Raw genomic sequence first — 21,388 nt, 5'->3', positions numbered from 1 at the left:
GAATGATTTTAACGTTCTGCAACAGTTTCTGTTTTTTGTCGTTATAATTTATATAACACGAAGCCAAACTTTATGAAATCAATTATTACGCTGCTATTTTTCTGCATGACTTTCACTGCTTTTGCACAAAAGAAAATTCACGTATTTGTGGCGTTGTGTGATAATGTGCATCAAGGAATTGTGCCTGTGTCGAAAGCGTTGGGAAATGGTCAAAATCCACGAACCAATTTGTATTGGGGAGCGTTGTATGGTGTGAAGACACATTTTAAGCGTAGTAAGGATTGGGAATTGGTGAAAATCTTACCTTCAAACAATCCGAAAATTTTAGAGCGAATCCTTTTTAAACATAAAACGACAGATACCTATTTGTTAGCAGATGCGTACGATGGAAAGTTTATCAAACAAACAACGATTGACTTTTTACAAGCATGTAGCGGTGAAAATTCAACAGAAATTTTGATTGACAATAAAAAAGTGCATTTTGGCGGAAGTTCTGATTTGCTTGCGTATGTTGGTCATGATGGATTGATGGAGTTTCGTTTGAAAGAAACATTTAAACCCAAAAATACAAATAAGCGTGATGCGATTATTTTAGCCTGTATTAGCAAAGATTATTTTAAACCATATTTGAAACAAACTGGCGCGAATCCGTTGATTTGGTCTACAGGATTGATGTCGCCCGAAGCATATACCCTAAAATGGGCAATTGACGGCTGGATTTTGAATGAATCGGATGCAGCCATTAGAGAACGAGCTGCAAAGGCGTATCACAACTATCAAAAATGTGGCATGCGTGGCGCGCGTGGTTTGTTGGTGACAGGATATTAAAAACGCTTCAAAATTAATCGAAGCGTTTTCTATGGAAGTTATACTCTATTAAACTATCCAACTAACTTATATTTTAAAAAATCCAATTTCCACTAACATCACCACGTTTTATGGCAAATCGGTCAAATTGCTCATCGCTAATGCGTTGACAGGAAATGATTTCATAGAAAGGTACAAACAAAGATTCATCAAAAGTGCACGGATTTATAGTGATGAAGTTCTGAAAAATAGCATAAGTTTCCTGCGGAAAATAAATAACTGGCTGATTGTATCCGCTGGTTGGAACTTCTGGAAGTTCATTGATTTCATACAGAATAAGATTTTGTAATACATTGGTGTCTAATTCATTGATAGCGCCATCACCGTTAGCATCGGCAGCTAAGAATTGCCATGCACCTTCAAAACATTCAATTTGTTCAACATGTCTGGCGATTAAAACCAAGTCCAATACGCTGATACCATTACGCCATTGCGCACCTGAAAATACCTCATTAGTAATATCATCATAAAAGAAACACATTACATCTGTAGATGTATTTATAGAAAAGAAGTAATTGCTATCATTTCCAAAATTGGAGTCTTCGGAAAGCGTATGTCCTAGTTCGTCATTTAAATCAGAGAAATTGTATGTTGAAATTCGTGTATTTCCTAGCCAGTTATTTGTCAGACTTCCACCGTTTTGTACTTGAATTTTACCAAATTCCAAAGAACTAAAAGAGTTTCCAAATCCGTCTTTTTCAACAAACTCGTTAGGTTTGCTACTTGGTTTCTCTTCCTTAGTGGTAAAATACTCAATCACTTCCTTAGGAGCTGTTACAAACTGTTGCCAATTGTCAATTGTAATTTCTTTTGGATAGTTTTTTAAAACTTCCTTTGTTATTGATGTCGATTCATCAAAACTTGCGCTGTTTTCGTGAGAACAAGAAGTCATTAAAAGAAGACTTATTGTTAAAGAAAAAATCCATTTTAACTGTTTCATAATATCGATTTTAAAAATTAATTATGAAGTGAAATTAAAACGGATTTTATGTAAAAACCAGTTTTTGTAACGCTGGTTTATGAATTAAAGGCAACGTGTTTTAGCATTCGTTAGAAGCAAAATCTGTTCTAGGGTCGACTGTTGTTGGACATTGTTTAGGTCCTGTATCAGGGTCAGTATCAGGCGGTAAATGTCCTGCTTTGATAGAACTTAAATTAGCAATACTTTTTTTTCGGAGTCTTAGAGACATTTCTTTTTTGTTTTTCATCATTTTCAATTTTAAAATTTAATGACTGAAATATAGCAAACAAAAGGGTTGAGAACTACAATAGATACCTCTGGTTTATGAATTAGAGGTTAGGTTTTTTATAAAATAGGAAGGGTAAATGCCTGTTTGCTTTTTGAAAGCTCTTGAAAAAGCACCTTCGGTTTTAAAACCTAGTTCTTCGGCAATGGCTTTGATACTGTATGAACGTAAAACTTTGTCATTTTTTAAATTCTTTAAAGCGTAATCGATACGTAATTTGGTGATGTAATTGATAAAACTCATTCCTTTGTGCGCGTTGATTGTTTTGGATAAATAAGAAGTGTTTGTGTTGAGTTTTTTTGCGACAGATGTCAAGCTCGTGTTTTTATGTAAAAACGCATGTGAATCTTCAAATTTTTGTAAGCCTTTTAAAATTTCAGTTATTTTTTCGTCGGGAACTTTCTTCTCTTTTGTTTTTTGGGTTGCAGGTTTTTCTACACTATTTTTTTCAGCATCTTCAAGTTTTTGGACTAATGCTTTAAACTTTTTTTGATTGTTTGTTTTGTTTTTTTGATATAGAATAAGAAGTAAAATAATTATTGTTGCTAAAACTAAACTGGTGTATATGAGTGATAGGTTTTGTTGCTCTTTTTCTTCGCTTTTCGCAACGAGTCGGTCAATTTTAGTTTGAAATATTTTGTGGTCGTATTTATTGATGATTTCGTAATTAATCGCTTGTTTGATAGTATCGTTTGCTTTTACCAATTCCTGCGCAAGCGTAAAATTTTCAATCGCTTTTTCAATATTGTTGATAGTATCGTAGCTCAACGCCAACGTAGCAATCACTTCCTGATATTTGAAATGATCAAAATTTATATCTTTTTGTAACTCCTTAATTTTTTCATACACTTCAATCGTTTTTTCAAAAGCACCAAGTTCATAATATGCTTTTCCTTTAAATCGATACATAGGAAATAAATTTCGCTTTCTTCCCAACGAAGTTACCAAACTGTCGGCAGTTTCTAAGGTTTCCAATGCTGCATTGTAATCTTTTTTAAGATAAAAAATGATACCTTTCAACATGTAGTAATACGATAAGGCATCTTTATCTGCTGAGGTAGTACTGATGTCTTTTAATTTAGAAAGATATTCTTCTGCTTTGGGAATGTCAAAATACGTATGTGCAGAGCAAAGTCCAATAATAGTACTTGCATATTGCGACGCATACGCTGGATTATTTTTCAGTGGTTCTAAAATAGTTTCGTTTTCCAAAAACAACTTAGCGGCACTTTTATGGTCGCCTAACACCGTTTTTACAGCGCCAATACTTTGATTGGATTTGAGTTGATACGCAATATTATCCGTGATTCTCGCAATAGAATCTATTTTTAAGTAAAATGATATCGCTTCATCATATTTTCCAAAGTTGTAGTAGGTCATTCCTTTTCTATGAATGGCTTTTACATACAAATCATAATTTTCTTCCACTGTAGCATAAGCGATACTTTTATCAACAAAATCTAAAGCATTTGTCAGATTTCCGAAATAACTTTCTGAGCGAGCCAACAATACATAAGCATTACTTTCTTGTAAGCGATTCTTTTCTGAAATTGCTTTTTCAAGCATAATATCAGCATATAGTTTTGCTTTTTTTGGTTCATTATATCTATATTTTGAAAAACGCTTATTCAATTCTTGATATGAATATTCTGAAATAGAATCCCGATCCTGTGCAGAAATAGTTCCAACAAAACAAAGACATAGCAATACAATAAAATGGTAACGAAAACTCATGTGGTAACAATTAGAAAGAGGACTGCTACGTGAATAACAGTGCAATGACGTCATCAATATATAAAAAAGTACGGGAAATTTTGTTTTTTAATATAATCTTGTGGTCTCAAAACATACTTTGGGTATCGTTTGCGATTTATTTTTTTGATTGTAAAGTAAATCTATTCAACAAAAAATCACAGCTAAAAAAGATTTTTAACTGTGATTTTGTTAACTAAATACAATACGGATTAACTTGCTGCTTGTGAACCGCCTGAAGTTGCTTTTCTTTCTGCAGCATGGCAAGTAATTACGTGCCCGTTACCATAATCACCACTAATATCTTCCTCAGAATGATATAAACCTGGCATAATAGTAGACGAACATAAATAACCTGCGCCACCGTTAATTGCATGTTGCTCTTTTTTACTTAACGCTCTTACCGATTGTAATGCTGAAATCTTTTTTAACATAATAAAAATTTTTAATGATTAATACTGTGAAATTAGAATGGATTTTCAGCGTTTACAACTTATCCAAAGTTCGTTTTATAAAAAAGAGGGATACTTATTTGCTGCCTTCACCATTTTCGTCATCTCCCGGATTTAAGCTGTCAGGTCTTGTGGTTAGTGTATGTATGCAATATGGAAACTGCGAGCAGCAATACGTTTTAAGAGTTTCATCCATTGCTTGTTGTTCATCTGCACCTTTAATCAAGTTTAATGTTGCAATACTAACTTTTTTTAATCTTAAGGAATTGAGGTTCAATTTTTGTTTTTTCATCATGATATGTATGTTAATGTTTATTGGTCGAATATAGAGCATACGCGGATTTGACAAAAATAGAAATGCCTTCGTTTTATGAAATGGCGGTGAGATTTTTAATGAAAAATGACGGATAAATCCCTGTTTGCTTTTTAAAGGCTCTCGAAAAGGCACCTTCACTTTTAAAACCTAATTCTTTCGCAATGGCTTTTATGGTATACGAGCGCATCACTTTATCGTTTTTCAGTTTGCGAAGCACATAATTGATGCGCAATTCGGTAATGTAATTTTTGAATGTCATGCCTTTTTGCTCGTTTACAATTTGCGATAAATAAGTCGTATTGGTGTTCAATTTTTTAGCAACAGTCACCAAACTTGTATTTTGTTGTAAAAATGTATTGGATGCTTCAAACTTTTCAAGTCCTTCTAAGATTTTAGTGATTTTTTCGTTTGAAATTTGAAATTTAGAATTGCTGTCTTCAGGCTCTTTTTGGGTATCTTCTGAAGCTAATTTTTGTAATAACGCATCAAATTTTTGTCGGTTGTCGCGTTGTTGTTTTTTGAAAATTAGAAATAAGATGACGAGCGACACTAACAATCCGCTAGAAATAAACCACAATGATATATTCTGTTTGGTTTTTTCATTCGATTTAATTTTTAATGTTTCAATCTTACTTTCGAGTGTTTTTTTATCGTATTCTTTTAAAATAGTGTACCGAATTGCTTCTTGAATGGTATCTGTATATGAGTACTTATGCGCCAAACGGTAATTTTCTAAAGCTTTTTCCGTGTTGTCAATTTGTTCGTAACTGTTGGCGAGTAAGGAAAGGACTTCTCGATACTGAAAATCGTCAAACTCAATTTCTTTTTGTAGTGTTTTTATCGCTTCAAAAGCAGCAATTGCTTCTGGGAACATTTTTTTCTCGTAATACGTCTTCCCGCGAAAGCGATAAATAGGATATAGATTTCGTTGAATTCCCAATTCGGAAACCAAACTGTCTGCCTTTGCTAACGTTACCAATGCTTCGTCGTATTCTTTTCGTTTGTAATTGACAATTCCTTTTAGTGAAAAATAATAACTCAGCGCATCTTTGTCGTTAATTTGAAGACTTACTTTTTTAAGTTCTGGCAAATACGCAGCGGCTGCATCAACATCAAAATAGGTATATGCGGAAATGAGTCCAATCAACATGTTTAGGTACAAGGTATGATAGTTTCGCGCTTCCATAATGGGTGTGATGATTTCCTTGTTCTTTAAGAATAATTCCGTTGCACCTTTATGATCGCCCATAATATTTTTGATAGAACCAATGCTGTGATTGGAATAAATTTGATAGCGTATGTTTTGGGTTTTTCTTGCTAAAGAATCCAATTGCAAATAATAGGTGATGGCGTCGTTATATTTTCCAAATGTAAAATACGTTTTCCCTTTATGGCTGATTGCTTTAATGAGCAAAGCATCATTTTTTTGAGTATTTGCATAGGTAATACAGGAATCAATATAGGCTAACGACGCTTTCATATTTCCAAAATAATTTTCAGAAGAAGCATTTAATAAATACGCCGCATTTTTTTCTTGGAGATTGCCTTCTTGCTTGGCTTTTTTTAGCAACGCTATGGCATATTGTTGTGCCAACGCAGGATTGGTATATTCTAATGTTGTGTATTGTTTTTTAAGTTCTTGATAGGATTTTTTTTGAAGTGAATCTACTTGTTGTGCAATACCAATTTGTACGAAACAAAAAAGTGAAATACAAAGAAAACGAATGTATGTATGCATGAATAACGGAATTTGTGGGATAAAAAAATACTATCAAATATAACGCCAGTCTTGCCCAATATTATGTGCAACCTATAATTTTTCTACTAAAAAATACAATGATTGTTATGTAGTGCTTGTTTTAATTTAGATGTCAAATCGTATGGTTGGTTGCTTGAAAATTTTAAAAAAAGAAAGCCTTTCATCGTATGACAAAAGGCTTTCGAATATATAGAAAAATAAATTTCTTAGTATCTGTAGTATTCTGGCTTGAATGGTCCTTGAACTTCTACACCAATATAATCTGCTTGGTCTTTAGAAAGTTCTTCTAACTCTACGCCAATTTTTTCTAAGTGTAAACGTGCTACTTTTTCATCTAAGTGTTTTGGTAACATGTACACTTTATTTTCGTACTTATCCGCATTTTTCCAAAGCTCAATTTGTGCTAAGGTTTGGTTGGTAAATGAGTTACTCATTACAAAACTTGGGTGACCTGTAGCACATCCTAAGTTTACCAAACGTCCTTCTGCCAATAAGATGATATCTTTTCCGTTTACCGTGTACTTATCAACCTGTGGCTTGATTTCAACTTTTGTATTTCCATAGTTGTCATTCAACCAAGCAACTGCGATTTCGTTATCGAAGTGTCCAATATTACACACAATCGTTTTATCTTTCATCGCTTCAAAGTGCTTTCCAGTCACGATATCTTTGTTTCCAGTTGTTGTAATTACGATATCTGCTTTTCCAACAACAGTTTCTAATTTCTTCACTTCAAAACCGTCCATTGCTGCTTGTAATGCACAAATTGGATCAATTTCAGTAACTGTTACAATAGAACCTGCACCACGGAAAGAAGCTGCGGTACCTTTACCTACGTCTCCATATCCACAAACAACCACTCTTTTTCCTGCTAACATTACGTCAGTTGCACGACGAATCGCATCTACAGCACTTTCTCTACATCCGTATTTGTTGTCAAATTTAGACTTCGTTACAGAGTCGTTAATGTTGATAGCTGGCATTGGTAATGTACCATTCTTCATACGCTCGTACAATCTGTGAACTCCTGTAGTTGTTTCTTCAGACAATCCGTTGATACCGTCTACCAATTCTGGGTAACGATCTAAAACCATATTTGTTAAATCACCACCATCATCTAAAATCATGTTTAAAGGCTTGCGCTCTTCTCCAAAAAATAAAGTTTGCTCAATACACCAATCAAACTCTTCCTCGTTCATACCTTTCCAAGCATATACTGGAATTCCAGCTTCTGCAATTGCTGCTGCTGCTTGGTCTTGTGTAGAGAAAATGTTACATGAACTCCAAGTTACTTCGGCTCCTAAAGCGACCAATGTTTCAATCAAAACTGCTGTTTGAATTGTCATGTGTAAACATCCTGCAATTCTCGCACCTTTCAATGGTTGCTCATCTTTATATTCTTCACGAAGACTCATAAGTCCTGGCATTTCCGCTTCTGCTAACTCAATCTCTTTTCTTCCCCAAGCTGCCAATGAAATATCTTTTACTTTATAAGCTACGTAAGGAACTGATTTTGTACTCATACTTTTCTTTTTTATGTTTAAATAATTATGGTTTGTGACCTAAAATATGTTTAAATTCGCAACACAACAAAACCAATAATTCTATTTGGTTTCCAGTTTGCGAGTGCAAAGGTACTAAATAACTTTTTAATATAATGGCTCTTTACAAAACTATAACAGTAAATAATGATACTAAAGTGCTGATTTGGAAGATAGAAGAGTCTTTTGAAGCCTTGAATCGTGATGTAAAGCTTACCAATCATTGTCAAGAGCGACTCGATGGCATGCGTTCCGAAATTCATCAACGTGGTTTTTTAAGTGTACGACATTTGCTAGCGGAATTTGGGTATACAGATTTTGATTTGTATTATGATGAAAAAGGAAAGCCACATTTAAAAGATGGAAAACACATCTCCATAACACATTCGTTTCAATTTTCGGCAATCATTGTCAGTGCGTCTACCCCTGTGGGAATTGATATCGAAATGCAACGTGATAAAATTGTTCGCATCGCACACAAATTTACACCCTTAGAAGAGTACCGAACCATTGCCAATCACGATGCTTTGGTGCGAAAACTGACGATTGTTTGGGGCGGAAAAGAATCTATCTATAAAGTATATGCAGAAAAAGGACTTAGCTTTTTGAAACATATTGATATTGACGATTTTTCTATGGAAGTCTCACATACCAAAGGAACCGTATATTACGGAAAAGATACTGCGAAATATGCATTAGATTTTTTAGAGTTTGATGGATTTACGTGCGTGTATGCGCTTGAAGAAACGCGTTCGTGAGAATATGACAACAAGCATCTACCAACATATCATTCAAGCCAAAATAGAAGGGCAAAAATTACTTGCCGTATTAATTGATCCTGACAAAATAGACATCAGTTATATTCCACAATTTTTACAAAAAGTACACACATCCATCATTACACATATATTTGTTGGCGGAAGTACGGATGCCGAAAAAAAGATGGAAATAGTAGTGAAAACCATCAAACAACACACCACATTACCGATTTTAATTTTTCCTGGAAGTCACGAGCAAATCACAGAAGCTGCGGACGGCATTTTGTTTTTATCATTACTTTCTGGGCGAAATCCGAAATACTTAATCGAGCAGCAAGTGCAATCTGTTGAAAAACTCATTGGCACCAATTTAGAAATCATTCCGACAGGTTATATTTTAATTGATGGCGGCGTAGAAACGGCTGTACAACGTGTGAGCGAAACAAAACCAATTTCGCAAAATAATAAAGAAACCATCTTGCATACAGCGTTGGCGGGACAATTCTCTGGAAAGCAACTCATCTATCTAGAAGCGGGAAGTGGCGCTACAAAAATGGTGCATGAAAAAATCGTACAAGAAGTTGCACGAAATTTAAAAATTCCGTTGATTGTTGGTGGTGGAATCCGAAGCAAAACACAACTCGAAACGGCTTTCAACGCAGGGGCAGATTTAGTTGTTATCGGAACTGCTTTTGAAGAAAATGAAGATTTTTTCTTTGAATTGAGAAGTTTCAAATAAAAAATACGAATAACAAACAACAAAAAACAAACAACAGACAAAAAAAATGAACATATCCGTAGAACTCACGCTAACTCCTTTACAAGATGATTTTGAAACACCGATTATCAATTTTATCAAAAAATTACGTGTTTCGGGCTATACTGTTTTGGAAAATCCGCTCAGTACGCAGATTTTTGGCGATTATGACGGCATTATGAAATTACTGACTTCGGAAATCAAAGTGGCGTTTGAAAACGAAAAAAACATATTACTCACCATGAAAATCGTAAAATCCGACAGAAGCAACTATGAGCCAGTTTTTTAACTTTTTACTTGAGCAATATCAAGGATACTATTGGTTTGATGTGCTGTTGGAAATTTTAGCAGCAGGTTTTGGAATTGCCAGCGTTTGGTTTGCCAAGCAAGAGAAAATTTGGGTATATCCAACAGGAATCATCAGTACGCTTATTTACATTTACATCTGTTACAATTTCGTACTGTATGGCGATATGATTATCAACGTGTATTATACAATTATGAGTATTTACGGTTGGTATATGTGGACGCGGATTCGGGAAGATGCAAAGCTTGAAATTTCACGGACTACCTTTATGCAAAAACTGACTACAATTGGTATTTTTCTATTTACGGCAGCGTTTACCTATGTGGTGTACATTCAAGTTGGGAGAATAGATGTGCATCGTAATGTTTCTGAAACCATTGATTTCTTTTTCTCGCATTTTGGTTCTGTAGAAGAAATCAATGAAATCACACCCTATTTAGACATTTTTACCACAGGTGTTTTCTTTTCGGGAATGTGGCTTATGGCGAATAAAAAGATTGAAAACTGGATTTTTTGGATTTTCGGAAACCTGATTTCAATACCACTCTATTTTGTAAAAGGACTCGGTTTTACAGCAATACAATTTGCAATTTTCTTAATTTTAGCCATCTTTGGATACATCGCATGGAGAAAAACCTTGAAAAACAAAAAGCAACTCGCTTCAAAATCGTAATCGTAGGACCTGAATCTTCAGGGAAAACAACGCTTGCTAAGCAATTGGCAGCGCATTACAAGGCTGCTTTTGTGCCAGAATTTGCGCGAATCTACGCCGAAGAAAAACAGCAAAAAGGGGAAATTTTAACCGAGAACGATGTCATGCCCATCGCCAAAGGACAATTGCGTTTGGAATGCGAAGCTTCGGGAAGTGCTATGATGATTTGCGATACAAATATATTGTCAACGCTGACGTATGCGCGAATATATTATCCAACATTTAAAAGTAAAACGCTTGAAAAATATGTGGAAAAAAGTACGGCGAATTTCTATTTTTTAACTTATATTGATACACCTTGGATTGCGGATTCCATAAGAGATTTGCCCTACAAAAGAGAAACCTCATTTTTGGAATTTCAGCAAACGTTAAAAACCTATAATCAACCTTATGTATTGTTGAAAGGTGATGCAGAAACTCGTTTTCAAAAAGCCGTTGCAACAATAAACAAACTATTACAACACCATTGAACTTTTCAAAAAAACATATCGAACAAATAGCAGCAAAAGGATTGTCTGTATCTGAAGTGGAAGAGCAGCTTCATAAGTTCGAAAAAAAAATTCCGCATGCCGATATTACAGCGCATGCGAGTATAGAAAAAGGAATTTTACAACTCAACGAAGCCGATAAAGAAGCATGTGTTTCGCTATATGAAAGCGAACGAGCATCGCTAGAAATCGTTAAATTCATTCCTGCTTCTGGCGCAGCAACGCGAATGTTTAAATTTCTGTATAAGTTTCTCGAAAACTACAATCCCAAAAAGGATTCCATCAATTCGTATATCAACAAAGAAAAAGAACCAGAAATTCGATTGTTTTTTATTGGGTTAGAAAAGTTTCCATTCTATAATGATGTGGTACAATTCATGAACAAAACCGAACTCGATCGCATCAAAAAACCAGACGAGTTCAATCATGATTTTGTACATACGCTTTTGGCGGAAACAGGCTTAAACTACGGAAACTATCCAAAAGGATTGTTGCCTTTTCACAAATACAAAAAGCATCTTTCTACACCTTTTCAAGAGCATTTATTTGAAGCGGCAAGTTACGCCTGCAATGCTGGAAAAGCAAAGTTGCACTTTACCATTTCCAAACAACATTACGACAAATTCAAAACAATAGAAAACAACATTCTTCCACAAATCAAAGAAAAAACAGGCTGCGATTTTGACATTTCATATTCCTATCAACTCGAGGAAACAGACACCATTGCCGTCGATCAAAAAAACAGACCAATTATAGACGCTTCGGGAAATTTGGTGTTTCGCCCTGGCGGTCATGGCGCGTTGATTGAAAATCTAAATGCTATTGAAGCTGATGTGATTTTCATTAAAAACATAGACAATGTAGTTGTGAACACCTATTCGGACGAAATATCACGTTACAAAAAAATTCTGGCAGGAAAACTCATTGCACTTCAGCAAAAAGCATTTAAGTATATGAAAATGCTGCACAATGGTGTTTCTAATGAAGAATTGCATACTATTTTACGCTTTTTATACACCAAACTCAATGTGGAAATCAGTGAGGAATTTGAAAAATATTCTCAAAAATATCAAATAGAATATCTCATCGACAAGCTGAACCGACCAATTCGTGTGTGCGGTATGGTAAAAAATGAAGGCGAACCTGGCGGCGGACCATTTTGGGTAAAACATGAAAATGGCGCGGTGTCACTACAAATAGTAGAATCTGTACAAATTGACAGGAAGAATGAGTACCATCAAGGTATTCAAAAACTGGCAACACATTTCAATCCAGTAGATATCGTATGCGGCGTAAAAGACTATCAAGGAAACAAATTTGATTTGACAAAATTTGTAGACCGTAAATCGTACTTTATCGCTTCTAAATCCCAAAGTGGAAAAAAAATAAAAGCGTTGGAATTGCCTGGCTTGTGGAATGGTGGCATGGCGTTTTGGAATACCGTTTTTGTAGAAGTTCCACTCATTACATTCAATCCAGTAAAAACCATCAACGATTTGCTAAAGCCCACGCATCAGATTAAGTAACTTTAAAAAAAAACGCCAAAAACAACTGATAACAATCATTCTTGGCGCGAAGGTTTTCAGGCAATACTAACTATTTTTAAGCAAAAGCTACACAGTACACGGCGTTCCATCAGGATTTAGGCCGTTTCCAATCGTATGCGTGCAACGCAGTGCTTCCGTCAATTTAACAGGCTCTTGAACCGTTGTACACGTTTCCACATCTGAAATAATACAAGGGTTTTCCGTAAAACGAACAGGTGTATTTCCACCGTTAATTGCTGTTAAATTCGAAACTCGGGTAGCTTTTAAAGCTAATTTCTTCTGAAAATGTTGCTTTTTCATGATTAGTAAGTTTTTTGGTTAGAAATTAAAGTTACTGATTTGCAGTGTATTTCGCTGTTAAAAAAATAAATTTCTTACGAAAGTGCGTAATTTTTATAATACAATACAGTCCAAAAGAAGCGGGACGGATTAACAATATCAATTGGCAACGAAAAAAATAGTGCAATTCAAAAAACTACATTATTTTTGCAGCATCTCAAAGGGGTGCAATTTGAATCACATTCAAAAAGCTGAGATTATACCCAATGAACCTGGGCAGGTAATGCTGCCAAGGGATGGATTAAATCTTTATTTGTAAAGATTTGATATGCCGACAGTCATAGTCTGTCAATCACCAACAATTAATTTTTAACTAAGAATAATTACCCCTTTTATTCGTAACAAAATGTATTACGAATATGAAGAATTTATTCGCTTTTTTATGCCTTTTCGTGCTTTCAGTCAGTCTACAAGCACAAAATTTTACACTCTCAGGTACCGTTTCTGATGAAAATGGAGCACCACTCACAGGCGCAACTCTTGTGGTAAAAGGAGCTTCTTATGGAACCACAACAGATTCTGACGGAAAGTATGCGCTAAGTGTTGCGCAAGGAAACATTGCAATTATCTGTTCTTTTGTGGGAATGAAAACAGAGACGAAAACGCTAACAATTACAGAAAACACTGTTTTGAACTTTACTTTAAAAAGTTCGCAAGAATCGTTGGATGCAGTGCTGATTTCTGCGGTTCGTGTAAATGCAGATTCGCCAATTACCTATTCCAATCTTGAGAAAGAAGAAATTGCAGAACGTAATTTGGGACAAGACATTCCGGTATTAATGAACTTTATGCCTTCCGTCGTAACAACTTCTGACGCAGGTGCAGGTGTGGGTTACACAGGAATCCGTGTGCGTGGTAGCGATGCAACACGTGTCAATGTAACAATTAACGGAATTCCGTATAACGACGCGGAAAGTCAGGGAACTTTTTGGGTAAATATGCCCGATTTGGCTTCTTCCACAGAAAACATTCAGTTGCAACGTGGTGTTGGGACGTCTACCAATGGTTCTGGTGCTTTTGGTGCGAGTTTAAGTTTGTTGACCGATGCAGTTTCGGAAGAAGCAAACGGAGAAATTACCAACGCTTTTGGAAGTTTTAATACGAGAAGACACACGGTAAAATTCAGCACAGGAAAACTAGCTGACAATTTTGAATTGGCTGGTCGTTTGTCCAAAATCAAATCGGATGGTTATATCGACCGCGCTTCTTCAGATTTGAGCGCTTATTTTTTACAAGGTTCGTATGTCACGGAAACAACGTTAATCAAAGCGTTGACGTTTGGTGGACATGAAATTACGTATCAAGCTTGGAATGGAATTGACCGACAAACGTTGGAAACCAATCGTACATTCAATCCTTCGGGAGAATACACGGACGAAAATGGAAACGTGCGTTTTTATGATAATGAAGTAGATAATTACCGTCAAGATCATTATCAATTGCATTGGAATGAAAAAATTTCAGAAAACTGGACAACTAATTTAAGCTTAAATTATACGCAAGGAAGAGGTTATTTTGAGCAATACAAAGAAGACGAACCATTTTCAACCTATGGTTTTGACGAAATTACCATCAACGGAACCACGATTAACGAAACAGATGTAATCCGCAGACGTTGGCTCGACAATGATTTTTACGCGATTAACGCGAATGCGAATTACAGAAAGAACAATCTGGATATGGATTTTGGTGCATTCTTGGGAATTTATGACGGAGACCATTTTGGAGAAGTCATTTGGGCGCGATTTGCCAGCGATAGTGAAATCAGAGATCGTTATTACGAAGGAAATGGGAAGAAAAATGACCTAAGTTTCTTCACCAAAGCAACGGTTCGCGTGAATGATAACGTAAGTCTTTTTGGAGATGTGCAAGTGCGAAACGTGACGTATAAAACTTCAGGGTTGACATCTGATCAAGATCCGTTTAACATTGATGAGAACTACACATTCTTCAATCCGAAAGCGGGAATTAACTATCGTGTGAATGATAAAAACAGTTTGTACTTTTCGTATGCAAGAGCAAACCGTGAACCGAACAGAAGCGATTTTGAAAACAATAATGAAGTAAAACCTGAGCAATTAGACGATTTCGAACTCGGTTGGCGTTGGAATGGAGAAAACTTTACGGTAAACACAAACGCATACTACATGTTGTACAACGACCAATTGGTACTAACAGGCGCATTGGATGACACAGGAACACCATTGCGTACGAATAGCGGAAGAAGCTATCGTTTAGGATTGGAAATTGATGCGTCGTTTAAGTTGAGTGATAAATTTTCAATACGTCCAAACATGGCGATTAGTACCAACAAAAACATCGATTTTATTGCGTCACAAGATGGAAGTTTGGTGAATTTAGGCAATACCAATATTTCGTTTTCTCCAGATTTTATCGCAGGAAATATCATGACGTATAAGCCGTTGCATAACTTCCAAGTTTCTTTATTGTCAAAATACGTAGGCGAGCAATTTATGGGGAATATTGATTCCGAAGTTTCACGACTGGACAGCTATTTCACCAACGATTTGAATTTTGTGTATGAACTAAAACTAAACACATTTTGCGAATCCATTACCTTTACGGGATTAATCAATAACATTTTTGATGTAGAATATGTGTCAAACGGTTATTTCTTTACGTATGATGATGATTTTTCAAATCCAGGAACAGTAACAACGATTGAAGGTGCAGGATTCTATCCGCAAGCCACTAGAAACTTCTTAGTAGGAATGACACTAAAATTCTAAAAAAAGAAAAGTACAAAAAGCACAAAAGCGATTCGAAAGAGTCGCTTTTTTAGTTTAATAAGTTTGAATTCACGAAAAACAAACAACAAACAACGAAAAACAAAAAAGCGAAGCGACCCAACACCTAAAACCCAACACCCAAAACCTAATTCACACTGAGCCTGCCGAAGTGAACTCCTAATTATTCGAAATCGTAATAACATCGCCGTTCTTTGTAGCGCGATAATTTACCATCGGATAATTTGCTTGTCCTTGTACCGGATTTAACAACTGACCGTTAGCCAAACTATATTCGTAATCTTCGCATGAACACGTTGCCAACACACCTTGAACCGTCATGGTAGAGCAGTTATTAGGTGTATGGTTTGGACAACTAGCTTCCCACGCAAAAAACTGATCGCCTGATAAGTTAAACACAAAAAAACCACGAACGCCACCGCCATTGGAAATATAAGCAGAACCGCCCGCAAAACGTAAATTATCAAACAAAGGCAGATTCAAATCCAACTGATATTGCACTAGCGCATTTGGAATAAACGGATTATTATTTACACCACCATCATCCGAACTACAAGAAAATAAACATACTACAGCAACACAAATCAATAAAAATCGTTTCATTTCTTTCCTAATTAAAAAGTTTCGCAATTTACGCAAATCATTCTTTTAAAAGCGAAGATAGATAAGCACTTTAAATATTTTCTTATATTTGTATTTATAAATCCCGTGTTCAATGGGATTTTTTTGCGTTTTATAATATACAGTAACTGTGTGTATTAAGCAAAAAACCAAAATCTATCAACATATAGAAAACGAAGAAATTATGAGTAAAGTATCTTATTATACAGCAGAAGGTCTAAAAAAATTGAGAGATGAATTGGAGCATTTAAAAAATGTAGAACGACCAAAAGCTTCGCAAGCGATTGCAGAAGCGCGCGATAAAGGTGATTTGAGTGAAAATGCAGAGTATGATGCTGCCAAAGAAGCGCAAGGATTGTTAGAAATGCGCATCTCTAAAATGGAAACCGTTTTATCTACTGCACGCATTATTGATGAGAGTCAATTAGACACTTCAAAAGTATTGGTGCTTTCTACCGTGCGCATTAAAAACGTCACCAACGGTATGGAAATGACCTATACATTAGTTGCTGAAAGTGAAGCAGATTTAGCATCGGGTAAAATTTCTGTAACCTCTCCAATTGGAAAAGGATTGCTAGGAAAATCGGTAGGAGAAATAGCCGATGTTCAAGTGCCAAACGGAACTATGCAGTTTGAAGTATTGGAAATTACGCGTAACTAAACGCTCGAATTATACAACTAGAAAATCCTTTTTTTACGTGTTAAAAAAGGATTTTTCTATATAAAATAGACAGAACTTTTTTATCTTACATCCATACAAAATTCAATTTATGGCATCTATTTTTACCAAAATAATCAACGGAGAAATTCCTTCTTATAAAATTGCAGAAGACGACAATTACTACGCTTTTTTAGACATCAATCCGAATTCTGTTGGACATACTTTATGCATTCCAAAAGAAGAGGTTGATAAAATTTTCGACCTTTCAGAAGAAACCTATATGGGATTGATGAAATTCTCAAGAAAAGTCGGAATTGCTATTGAAAAAGCCATTCCGTGTTTGCGTGTTGGAATTACCGTCATTGGATTAGAAGTGCCACATACACATGTACACTTGATTCCATTGCACAATATGGAAAGCATGGACTTTAAAAACAAAGAAAAACTCACGCCAGAAGCTTTTGAAGAAATCGCCGCTAAAATCCGCGCAGAACTGTAGGAGTTACGAGTTACGTTTTTGATTAACGATTTTTGATTTTTTCGCTTCTTATGCGATGCTGAATTAAGTTCAGCATGACGCTGATTTTGTCATTCCTGCGCAGGCAGGAATCCACTATATTGAAAAAACGGTTTTGATGAATGCTTCAAAAAACGAATAACAAAAAACAAAAAACAATACTTTAAGAGCCAAGAGCCAAGAGCCAAGAGCCAAGAACCAAAAATCAAACCACCGTTTTCAACAATATCTGCATCGTGGTTCCTTTGCCAATCTCTGATTTTAGCACTTTTACTTTTCCGTCGTGATAATTCTCTACAATACGTTTGGCGAGTGACAATCCCAATCCCCAACCACGTTTTTTGCTCGTGAATCCTGGTTGAAATACTTTTTTAAAGTTTCGCTTTGGAATTCCTTTTCCGTTATCGGTAATCAGCACTTTTACCACATTGTCGGCAGGAATAATTTCGAGTTTTAAATCGCCTTTTCCTTTCATCGCATCAATAGCATTTTTCACCATATTCTCAATGGTCCAACTATACAATTGCGCGTTGATGTCGCTATAAATAGGTGTTTCGGGCGCTTCAAACGTAAAATTGACCAATTTGGAAGTTCGCGACAACAAATAATCGTAGGAATCTTTCGTTTCTTGCACAATATCCAAGCGTTCCAATTTCGGAATAGAGCCAATTTTTGAAAAACGCTCCGTAATGGTTTGCAAGCGATTGATATCTTTTTCAATCTCACGTACATACTCAGGATCAATATTTTCGGTCTTTAAAATCTCTGTCCAACCCACCAATGAAGAAAGCGGCGTTCCAATTTGATGCGCGGTTTCTTTCGCCATTCCAGCCCACAACTTATTTTGTTCTGATGCTTTGGACGCGCTAAAAAAGAAATACGCAACGGCGCCAAACAGTGCAATAATTAATAATAGTGCCAGTGGATAATATTTGAGTTTGTTTAACGCTTCGGAATCGCCATAATACAGTGTTCCAACTTTAATCCGTTGATTTGTAGTTTCATCGAAATAAGAAATATCAATTGGAGTATTTTCTTTGGAAAATTGTTTCACTTTCTTTTTTAGATAGATGGAGTCAGACATTTTATCTTCTGACATATTTTGCGCATCCATAACGTCATCAATAGTTACGAAGATTCTAGGATTGGAAGTATTACTACTTATAATTTTCAGTGATAAATTGCTCAAATCATCTTGAAGAGAATTTTGATTAACTTCAGCAACAGCTTCGGCAAAAATTTCCATCTTGGCGCGTTCTTCTTGCTTAAATTCTTGAAAGAAAATATACGTATTCCATAAAATACCTGAAACAATCGCAAACGAAGCGAGAATCAATATCCAGCGAATTAAAACAGGTCTGTTTTTTAACGTCATTACTATACTTTGAAACCACTAATATAAACGAAATACGGGAGTTTTATTGTGACAGTGTAGAACTTTTGAATAAAACGTACACAATTGTAAATTAAGTTGTTAAAAACACCGCTTTTGCGTTGATAACTATTATTGTATGCTCCGCTTTTTTATAGTAGTTTTGTTGCGTTAAATACATCAAAATGCTATCCATAGATCCAAAAGAAATTCCAACGGCAAAATTACACGCCTATTTGTTAGGAGCTGTAGCGCCACGCCCAATTGCCTTTGCAAGTACGGTGGATGCTGAAGGAAACCCGAATTTATCGCCGTATAGTTTTTTTAATGTGTTTAGCTCAAATCCGCCTATCATGATTTTTTCGCCTGCGCGAAGAGTTCGTGACAATACAACAAAGCATACGCTGGAAAATGCCTTAGCAACAAAAGAAGTTGTGATTAATGTGGTAAATCATGCTATTGTGCAGCAAATGTCTTTGAGCAGTACGGAATATGCCAAAGGTGTAAACGAGTTTGAAAAAGCCGGATTGACTATGTTGCCATCTGAAAAAGTAAAACCGTTTCGTGTGGCAGAATCACCCGCACAGTTTGAATGTATTGTAAAAGAAGTCGTGGCTTTAGGCAATGAAGGTGGCGCTGGAAATTTAATCATTTGTGAAGTGGTCAAAATTCATATTCACGATGAGGTGTTGAATGAACGCGGCACAATTGACCATTACAAAATTGACTTAGTTGCCAGAGCAGGCGGAAGCTTTTACAGCAGAGCACGCGACGGATTTTTCGAAATTCCAAAACCGATTGCTACGTTGGGAATTGGTGTTGACCAAATTCCCGCAGAAATTCGAAACAGTAAAGTTTTGACAGGAAACGACTTGGGAATTTTAGGAAACGTGGAAAAATTACCAACTGCGGAAGAAATAAAAGAATTTACAAAAACGACTGAAATCGAAATTTCAGACAGTATAGAAACAAATCATAAAGCAGCAAAGGAATTCCTTGAAAGAGGAGATGTAATGACTGCTTGGAAAATCTTATTAGCAAAATAATTAACATGGAAGTACAGGGAAAAATAAAAGTAATTGGAGAAACGCAAACGTTCGGAAACAATGGATTTAGAAAGCGTGAAGTAGTCGTAACGACGGAAGAGCAATATCCACAACATATTATGGTGGAATTTGTACAAGATAAAACAGACTTGTTAAACAATTTTCAAGTAGGGCAACCTGTAAAAATCAGTATCAATTTGCGTGGACGCGAATGGGTAAATCCACAAGGAGAAACCAAATATTTCAACTCTATCCAAGGATGGCGTATTGAAAACTTACAGCAAGAACCGCCAGCAGGAATGCCGCCAGTGCCACCAGCAGACGCATTTGAGCCTGTAAACGACTTCAAAGAAGAAGATCACGACGATTTGCCTTTTTAAGGAAATAATTGTGTGCGATTAGTGCACTTGATTACGGCTACAGCCGTTGTAAGAGAAATGTAAAAGCCTTACTAGAAATAGTAGGGCTTTTGTATTTAACAGCTGTAAAAGAGCTTTAGAAACTTTATCACATTACAGGTAAATAATTAAAAGAAAATAATTTTATGAAGTAATTATTTACAAATATTAGGTATCTTTCTTTCGGTTAGTTGTTCAAAACAAATTTAAAACTGCAAATGGAAGCACTATCTCAAGCAAAAAAACTCATAAAAGAATGTTTACATACCCGAAACACTTATTTAGATTTAGGAAATTGTGGCATTACCAATTTAGCAGCTATTCCAGAATTATTTGAATGCACACATATTGAAACGCTGATTCTTTCAAATAGATGGTATGACGATGCCAAAAGAGAATTCATAGACAGTAAGAACAGCGGAAGCCTTAATAAAATTGAATACATAACTGAAGACATTGGTAAATTAGAAAAATTACAAAATCTTAAAATTGGAGGAAGTTTTCACTATTTTAATGCAATGTCTTTTTGGAATACTTTCCATGTAAAAGATATACATTTTTTAAAAGCGCTACATAAGCTAAAAGCTTTAGATTTTAGCTATAATAAAATTACGGATTATAGTTTTTTGAAAGACTTAGTTGGTTTAACTTCCTTAGATCTTAGCTATAATAAAATTACGGATATTCGTTTTTTGAAAGACTTAGTTGGCTTAACTTCCTTATCTCTTCGCTATAATAAAATTACGGATATTCGTTTTTTGAAAGACTTAGTTGGTTTAACTTCCTTAGATCTTAGCTATAATAAAATTACGGATATTCGTTTTTTGAAAGACTTAGTTGGTTTAACTTCCTTATCTCTTCGCTCAAATCAAATTACGGATATTCGTTTTTTGAAAGACTTAGTTGGTTTAACTTCCTTAGATCTTCGCTCAAATCAAATTACGGATTATAGTTTTTTGAAAGACTTAGTTGGTTTAACTTCCTTAGATCTTAGCGATAATAAAATTACGGATATTCGTTTTTTGAAAGACTTAGTTGGTTTAACTTCCTTATCTCTTCGCGATAATAAAATTACGGATTATAGTTTTTTGAAAGACTTAGTTGGTTTAACTTCCTTAGATCTTAGCTATAATAAAATTACGGATATTCGTTTTTTGAAAGAC

23 protein-coding genes are annotated in these 21,388 nt (G+C 35.4%); 13 read left to right on the top strand and 10 right to left on the bottom strand.

Annotated features, from left to right (window positions below; all coding sequences use genetic code 11):
• Window positions 1–72 precede the first annotated feature (72 nt).
• Entirely contained in the window at window positions 73–828 is a 756-nt protein-coding gene (locus C8N46_RS14515; protein WP_108115646.1) for a hypothetical protein, read from the top strand.
• Window positions 829–901: 73 nt separating this feature from the next.
• Here the strand turns inward: C8N46_RS14515 and C8N46_RS14510 are convergent, their stop codons facing one another.
• From C8N46_RS14510 to ahcY, 7 genes are all read right to left on the bottom strand, one after another.
• Window positions 902–1,807, bottom strand: a complete 906-nt coding sequence (locus C8N46_RS14510; protein WP_146169834.1) for a dockerin type I repeat-containing protein — start codon at window positions 1,805–1,807, stop codon at window positions 902–904.
• 100 nt (window positions 1,808–1,907) lie between these two features.
• The gene (locus tag C8N46_RS20540) at window positions 1,908–2,057 is read right to left on the bottom strand and encodes a hypothetical protein (RefSeq protein ID WP_158269159.1); all 150 of its coding nucleotides are present in this window, start codon (window positions 2,055–2,057) and stop codon (window positions 1,908–1,910) included.
• Between the two features lie 93 nt (window positions 2,058–2,150).
• A complete protein-coding gene (locus C8N46_RS14505) occupies window positions 2,151–3,848 on the bottom strand; it encodes a helix-turn-helix domain-containing protein (protein ID WP_158269158.1) in 1,698 nt (565 codons plus the stop codon).
• Window positions 3,849–4,078: 230 nt separating this feature from the next.
• On the bottom strand, window positions 4,079–4,300 hold the full coding sequence (locus C8N46_RS14500; protein ID WP_108115643.1) for a hypothetical protein: 222 nt from the start codon (window positions 4,298–4,300) through the stop codon (window positions 4,079–4,081).
• A 94-nt stretch (window positions 4,301–4,394) separates the two neighbouring features.
• Window positions 4,395–4,613: a hypothetical protein gene (locus C8N46_RS14495; protein WP_146169833.1), complete on the bottom strand. Its 219-nt coding sequence runs from the start codon at window positions 4,611–4,613 to the stop codon at window positions 4,395–4,397.
• Window positions 4,614–4,686: 73 nt separating this feature from the next.
• Entirely contained in the window at window positions 4,687–6,372 is a 1,686-nt protein-coding gene (locus tag C8N46_RS14490; RefSeq protein WP_108115641.1) for a helix-turn-helix domain-containing protein, read from the bottom strand.
• Window positions 6,373–6,599: 227 nt separating this feature from the next.
• On the bottom strand, window positions 6,600–7,916 hold the full coding sequence (gene ahcY, locus C8N46_RS14485; protein ID WP_108115640.1) for an adenosylhomocysteinase: 1,317 nt from the start codon (window positions 7,914–7,916) through the stop codon (window positions 6,600–6,602).
• A 134-nt stretch (window positions 7,917–8,050) separates the two neighbouring features.
• Between ahcY and C8N46_RS14480 the strand changes: the two genes are divergently transcribed.
• The 6 genes from C8N46_RS14480 to C8N46_RS14455 are packed head-to-tail and all read left to right on the top strand — an operon-like array spanning window position 8,051 to window position 12,482.
• Window positions 8,051–8,692: a 4'-phosphopantetheinyl transferase family protein gene (locus C8N46_RS14480; RefSeq protein WP_108115639.1), complete on the top strand. Its 642-nt coding sequence runs from the start codon at window positions 8,051–8,053 to the stop codon at window positions 8,690–8,692.
• 4 nt (window positions 8,693–8,696) lie between these two features.
• Complete coding sequence (locus tag C8N46_RS14475) at window positions 8,697–9,431, top strand: geranylgeranylglyceryl/heptaprenylglyceryl phosphate synthase (protein ID WP_108115638.1); 735 nt, start codon at window positions 8,697–8,699, stop codon at window positions 9,429–9,431.
• A 46-nt stretch (window positions 9,432–9,477) separates the two neighbouring features.
• Complete coding sequence (locus C8N46_RS14470) at window positions 9,478–9,738, top strand: hypothetical protein (RefSeq protein WP_108115637.1); 261 nt, start codon at window positions 9,478–9,480, stop codon at window positions 9,736–9,738.
• Window positions 9,722–10,429, top strand: coding sequence for a nicotinamide riboside transporter PnuC (gene pnuC / locus C8N46_RS14465; protein ID WP_108115636.1), 708 nt, complete (start codon window positions 9,722–9,724; stop codon window positions 10,427–10,429). The genes C8N46_RS14470 and pnuC overlap by 17 nt, the downstream gene beginning before the upstream one ends.
• Window positions 10,381–10,938, top strand: a complete 558-nt coding sequence (locus C8N46_RS14460) for an AAA family ATPase (RefSeq protein ID WP_108115635.1) — start codon at window positions 10,381–10,383, stop codon at window positions 10,936–10,938. The genes pnuC and C8N46_RS14460 overlap by 49 nt, the downstream gene beginning before the upstream one ends.
• Window positions 10,935–12,482: a DUF4301 family protein gene (locus tag C8N46_RS14455; protein ID WP_108115634.1), complete on the top strand. Its 1,548-nt coding sequence runs from the start codon at window positions 10,935–10,937 to the stop codon at window positions 12,480–12,482. Before C8N46_RS14460 ends, C8N46_RS14455 begins: the two co-directional genes overlap by 4 nt.
• A gap of 87 nt (window positions 12,483–12,569) precedes the next feature.
• On the opposite strand, the gene C8N46_RS14450 is transcribed toward C8N46_RS14455, so the two are convergent.
• Entirely contained in the window at window positions 12,570–12,803 is a 234-nt protein-coding gene (locus C8N46_RS14450) for a hypothetical protein (protein ID WP_108115633.1), read from the bottom strand.
• Between the two features lie 398 nt (window positions 12,804–13,201).
• Here C8N46_RS14450 and C8N46_RS14445 point away from each other — a divergent pair, with 398 nt between their 5' ends.
• Window positions 13,202–15,592 (top strand): TonB-dependent receptor, encoded by a 2,391-nt coding sequence (locus tag C8N46_RS14445; RefSeq protein ID WP_108115632.1) that lies wholly within the window; start codon window positions 13,202–13,204, stop codon window positions 15,590–15,592.
• A 177-nt stretch (window positions 15,593–15,769) separates the two neighbouring features.
• Here C8N46_RS14445 and C8N46_RS14440 read toward each other — a convergent pair whose 3' ends face one another.
• Window positions 15,770–16,213: a Rieske (2Fe-2S) protein gene (locus tag C8N46_RS14440; protein WP_108115631.1), complete on the bottom strand. Its 444-nt coding sequence runs from the start codon at window positions 16,211–16,213 to the stop codon at window positions 15,770–15,772.
• A gap of 202 nt (window positions 16,214–16,415) precedes the next feature.
• Here C8N46_RS14440 and greA point away from each other — a divergent pair, with 202 nt between their 5' ends.
• Complete coding sequence (gene greA / locus C8N46_RS14435; protein ID WP_108115835.1) at window positions 16,416–16,892, top strand: transcription elongation factor GreA; 477 nt, start codon at window positions 16,416–16,418, stop codon at window positions 16,890–16,892.
• A gap of 109 nt (window positions 16,893–17,001) precedes the next feature.
• Window positions 17,002–17,391, top strand: coding sequence for an HIT family protein (locus tag C8N46_RS14430; RefSeq protein WP_108115630.1), 390 nt, complete (start codon window positions 17,002–17,004; stop codon window positions 17,389–17,391).
• Window positions 17,392–17,614: 223 nt separating this feature from the next.
• Here the strand turns inward: C8N46_RS14430 and C8N46_RS14425 are convergent, their stop codons facing one another.
• Window positions 17,615–18,784 carry a sensor histidine kinase gene (locus tag C8N46_RS14425; protein WP_108115629.1) on the bottom strand — a complete coding sequence of 390 codons (1,170 nt, stop codon included), beginning with the start codon at window positions 18,782–18,784 and terminating at the stop codon, window positions 17,615–17,617.
• 182 nt (window positions 18,785–18,966) lie between these two features.
• On the opposite strand from C8N46_RS14425, the gene C8N46_RS14420 reads away from it, so the two are divergent.
• The 3 genes from C8N46_RS14420 to C8N46_RS14410 form a co-directional block, all read left to right on the top strand.
• Window positions 18,967–19,827 carry a flavin reductase family protein gene (locus C8N46_RS14420; RefSeq protein WP_108115628.1) on the top strand — a complete coding sequence of 287 codons (861 nt, stop codon included), beginning with the start codon at window positions 18,967–18,969 and terminating at the stop codon, window positions 19,825–19,827.
• Between the two features lie 5 nt (window positions 19,828–19,832).
• Window positions 19,833–20,207, top strand: a complete 375-nt coding sequence (locus tag C8N46_RS14415) for a DUF3127 domain-containing protein (protein WP_108115627.1) — start codon at window positions 19,833–19,835, stop codon at window positions 20,205–20,207.
• A gap of 236 nt (window positions 20,208–20,443) precedes the next feature.
• Window positions 20,444–21,388, top strand: a 945-nt coding sequence (locus C8N46_RS14410; protein WP_146169832.1) for a leucine-rich repeat domain-containing protein, incomplete at its 3' end; no start/stop codon positions are given.

The organism is Kordia periserrulae (assembly GCF_003054265.1).
Classification (GTDB): Bacteria; Bacteroidota; Bacteroidia; order Flavobacteriales; family Flavobacteriaceae; genus Kordia; species Kordia periserrulae.
Note: the sequence above shows the minus strand (reverse complement) of the source record. Positions and strands in the feature narration are given on the sequence as shown.

What these genes read in the sequence shown, in the direction of transcription:
- C8N46_RS14515 (WP_108115646.1), top strand. Translation starts at nt 73, where the DNA reads ATGAAATCAATTATTACGCTGCTATTTTTCTGCATGACTTTCACTGCT.
- C8N46_RS14510 (WP_146169834.1), bottom strand. Translation starts at nt 1,807, where the DNA reads ATGAAACAGTTAAAATGGATTTTTTCTTTAACAATAAGTCTTCTTTTA.
- C8N46_RS20540 (WP_158269159.1), bottom strand. Translation starts at nt 2,057, where the DNA reads ATGTCTCTAAGACTCCGAAAAAAAAGTATTGCTAATTTAAGTTCTATC.
- C8N46_RS14505 (WP_158269158.1), bottom strand. Translation starts at nt 3,848, where the DNA reads ATGAGTTTTCGTTACCATTTTATTGTATTGCTATGTCTTTGTTTTGTT.
- C8N46_RS14500 (WP_108115643.1), bottom strand. Translation starts at nt 4,300, where the DNA reads ATGTTAAAAAAGATTTCAGCATTACAATCGGTAAGAGCGTTAAGTAAA.
- C8N46_RS14495 (WP_146169833.1), bottom strand. Translation starts at nt 4,613, where the DNA reads ATGATGAAAAAACAAAAATTGAACCTCAATTCCTTAAGATTAAAAAAA.
- C8N46_RS14490 (WP_108115641.1), bottom strand. Translation starts at nt 6,372, where the DNA reads ATGCATACATACATTCGTTTTCTTTGTATTTCACTTTTTTGTTTCGTA.
- ahcY (WP_108115640.1), bottom strand. Translation starts at nt 7,916, where the DNA reads ATGAGTACAAAATCAGTTCCTTACGTAGCTTATAAAGTAAAAGATATT.
- C8N46_RS14480 (WP_108115639.1), top strand. Translation starts at nt 8,051, where the DNA reads ATGGCTCTTTACAAAACTATAACAGTAAATAATGATACTAAAGTGCTG.
- C8N46_RS14475 (WP_108115638.1), top strand. Translation starts at nt 8,697, where the DNA reads ATGACAACAAGCATCTACCAACATATCATTCAAGCCAAAATAGAAGGG.
- C8N46_RS14470 (WP_108115637.1), top strand. Translation starts at nt 9,478, where the DNA reads ATGAACATATCCGTAGAACTCACGCTAACTCCTTTACAAGATGATTTT.
- pnuC (WP_108115636.1), top strand. Translation starts at nt 9,722, where the DNA reads ATGAGCCAGTTTTTTAACTTTTTACTTGAGCAATATCAAGGATACTAT.
- C8N46_RS14460 (WP_108115635.1), top strand. Translation starts at nt 10,381, where the DNA reads ATGGAGAAAAACCTTGAAAAACAAAAAGCAACTCGCTTCAAAATCGTA.
- C8N46_RS14450 (WP_108115633.1), bottom strand. Translation starts at nt 12,803, where the DNA reads ATGAAAAAGCAACATTTTCAGAAGAAATTAGCTTTAAAAGCTACCCGA.
- C8N46_RS14445 (WP_108115632.1), top strand. Translation starts at nt 13,202, where the DNA reads ATGAAGAATTTATTCGCTTTTTTATGCCTTTTCGTGCTTTCAGTCAGT.
- C8N46_RS14440 (WP_108115631.1), bottom strand. Translation starts at nt 16,213, where the DNA reads ATGAAACGATTTTTATTGATTTGTGTTGCTGTAGTATGTTTATTTTCT.
- greA (WP_108115835.1), top strand. Translation starts at nt 16,416, where the DNA reads ATGAGTAAAGTATCTTATTATACAGCAGAAGGTCTAAAAAAATTGAGA.
- C8N46_RS14430 (WP_108115630.1), top strand. Translation starts at nt 17,002, where the DNA reads ATGGCATCTATTTTTACCAAAATAATCAACGGAGAAATTCCTTCTTAT.
- C8N46_RS14425 (WP_108115629.1), bottom strand. Translation starts at nt 18,784, where the DNA reads ATGACGTTAAAAAACAGACCTGTTTTAATTCGCTGGATATTGATTCTC.
- C8N46_RS14420 (WP_108115628.1), top strand. Translation starts at nt 18,967, where the DNA reads ATGCTATCCATAGATCCAAAAGAAATTCCAACGGCAAAATTACACGCC.
- C8N46_RS14415 (WP_108115627.1), top strand. Translation starts at nt 19,833, where the DNA reads ATGGAAGTACAGGGAAAAATAAAAGTAATTGGAGAAACGCAAACGTTC.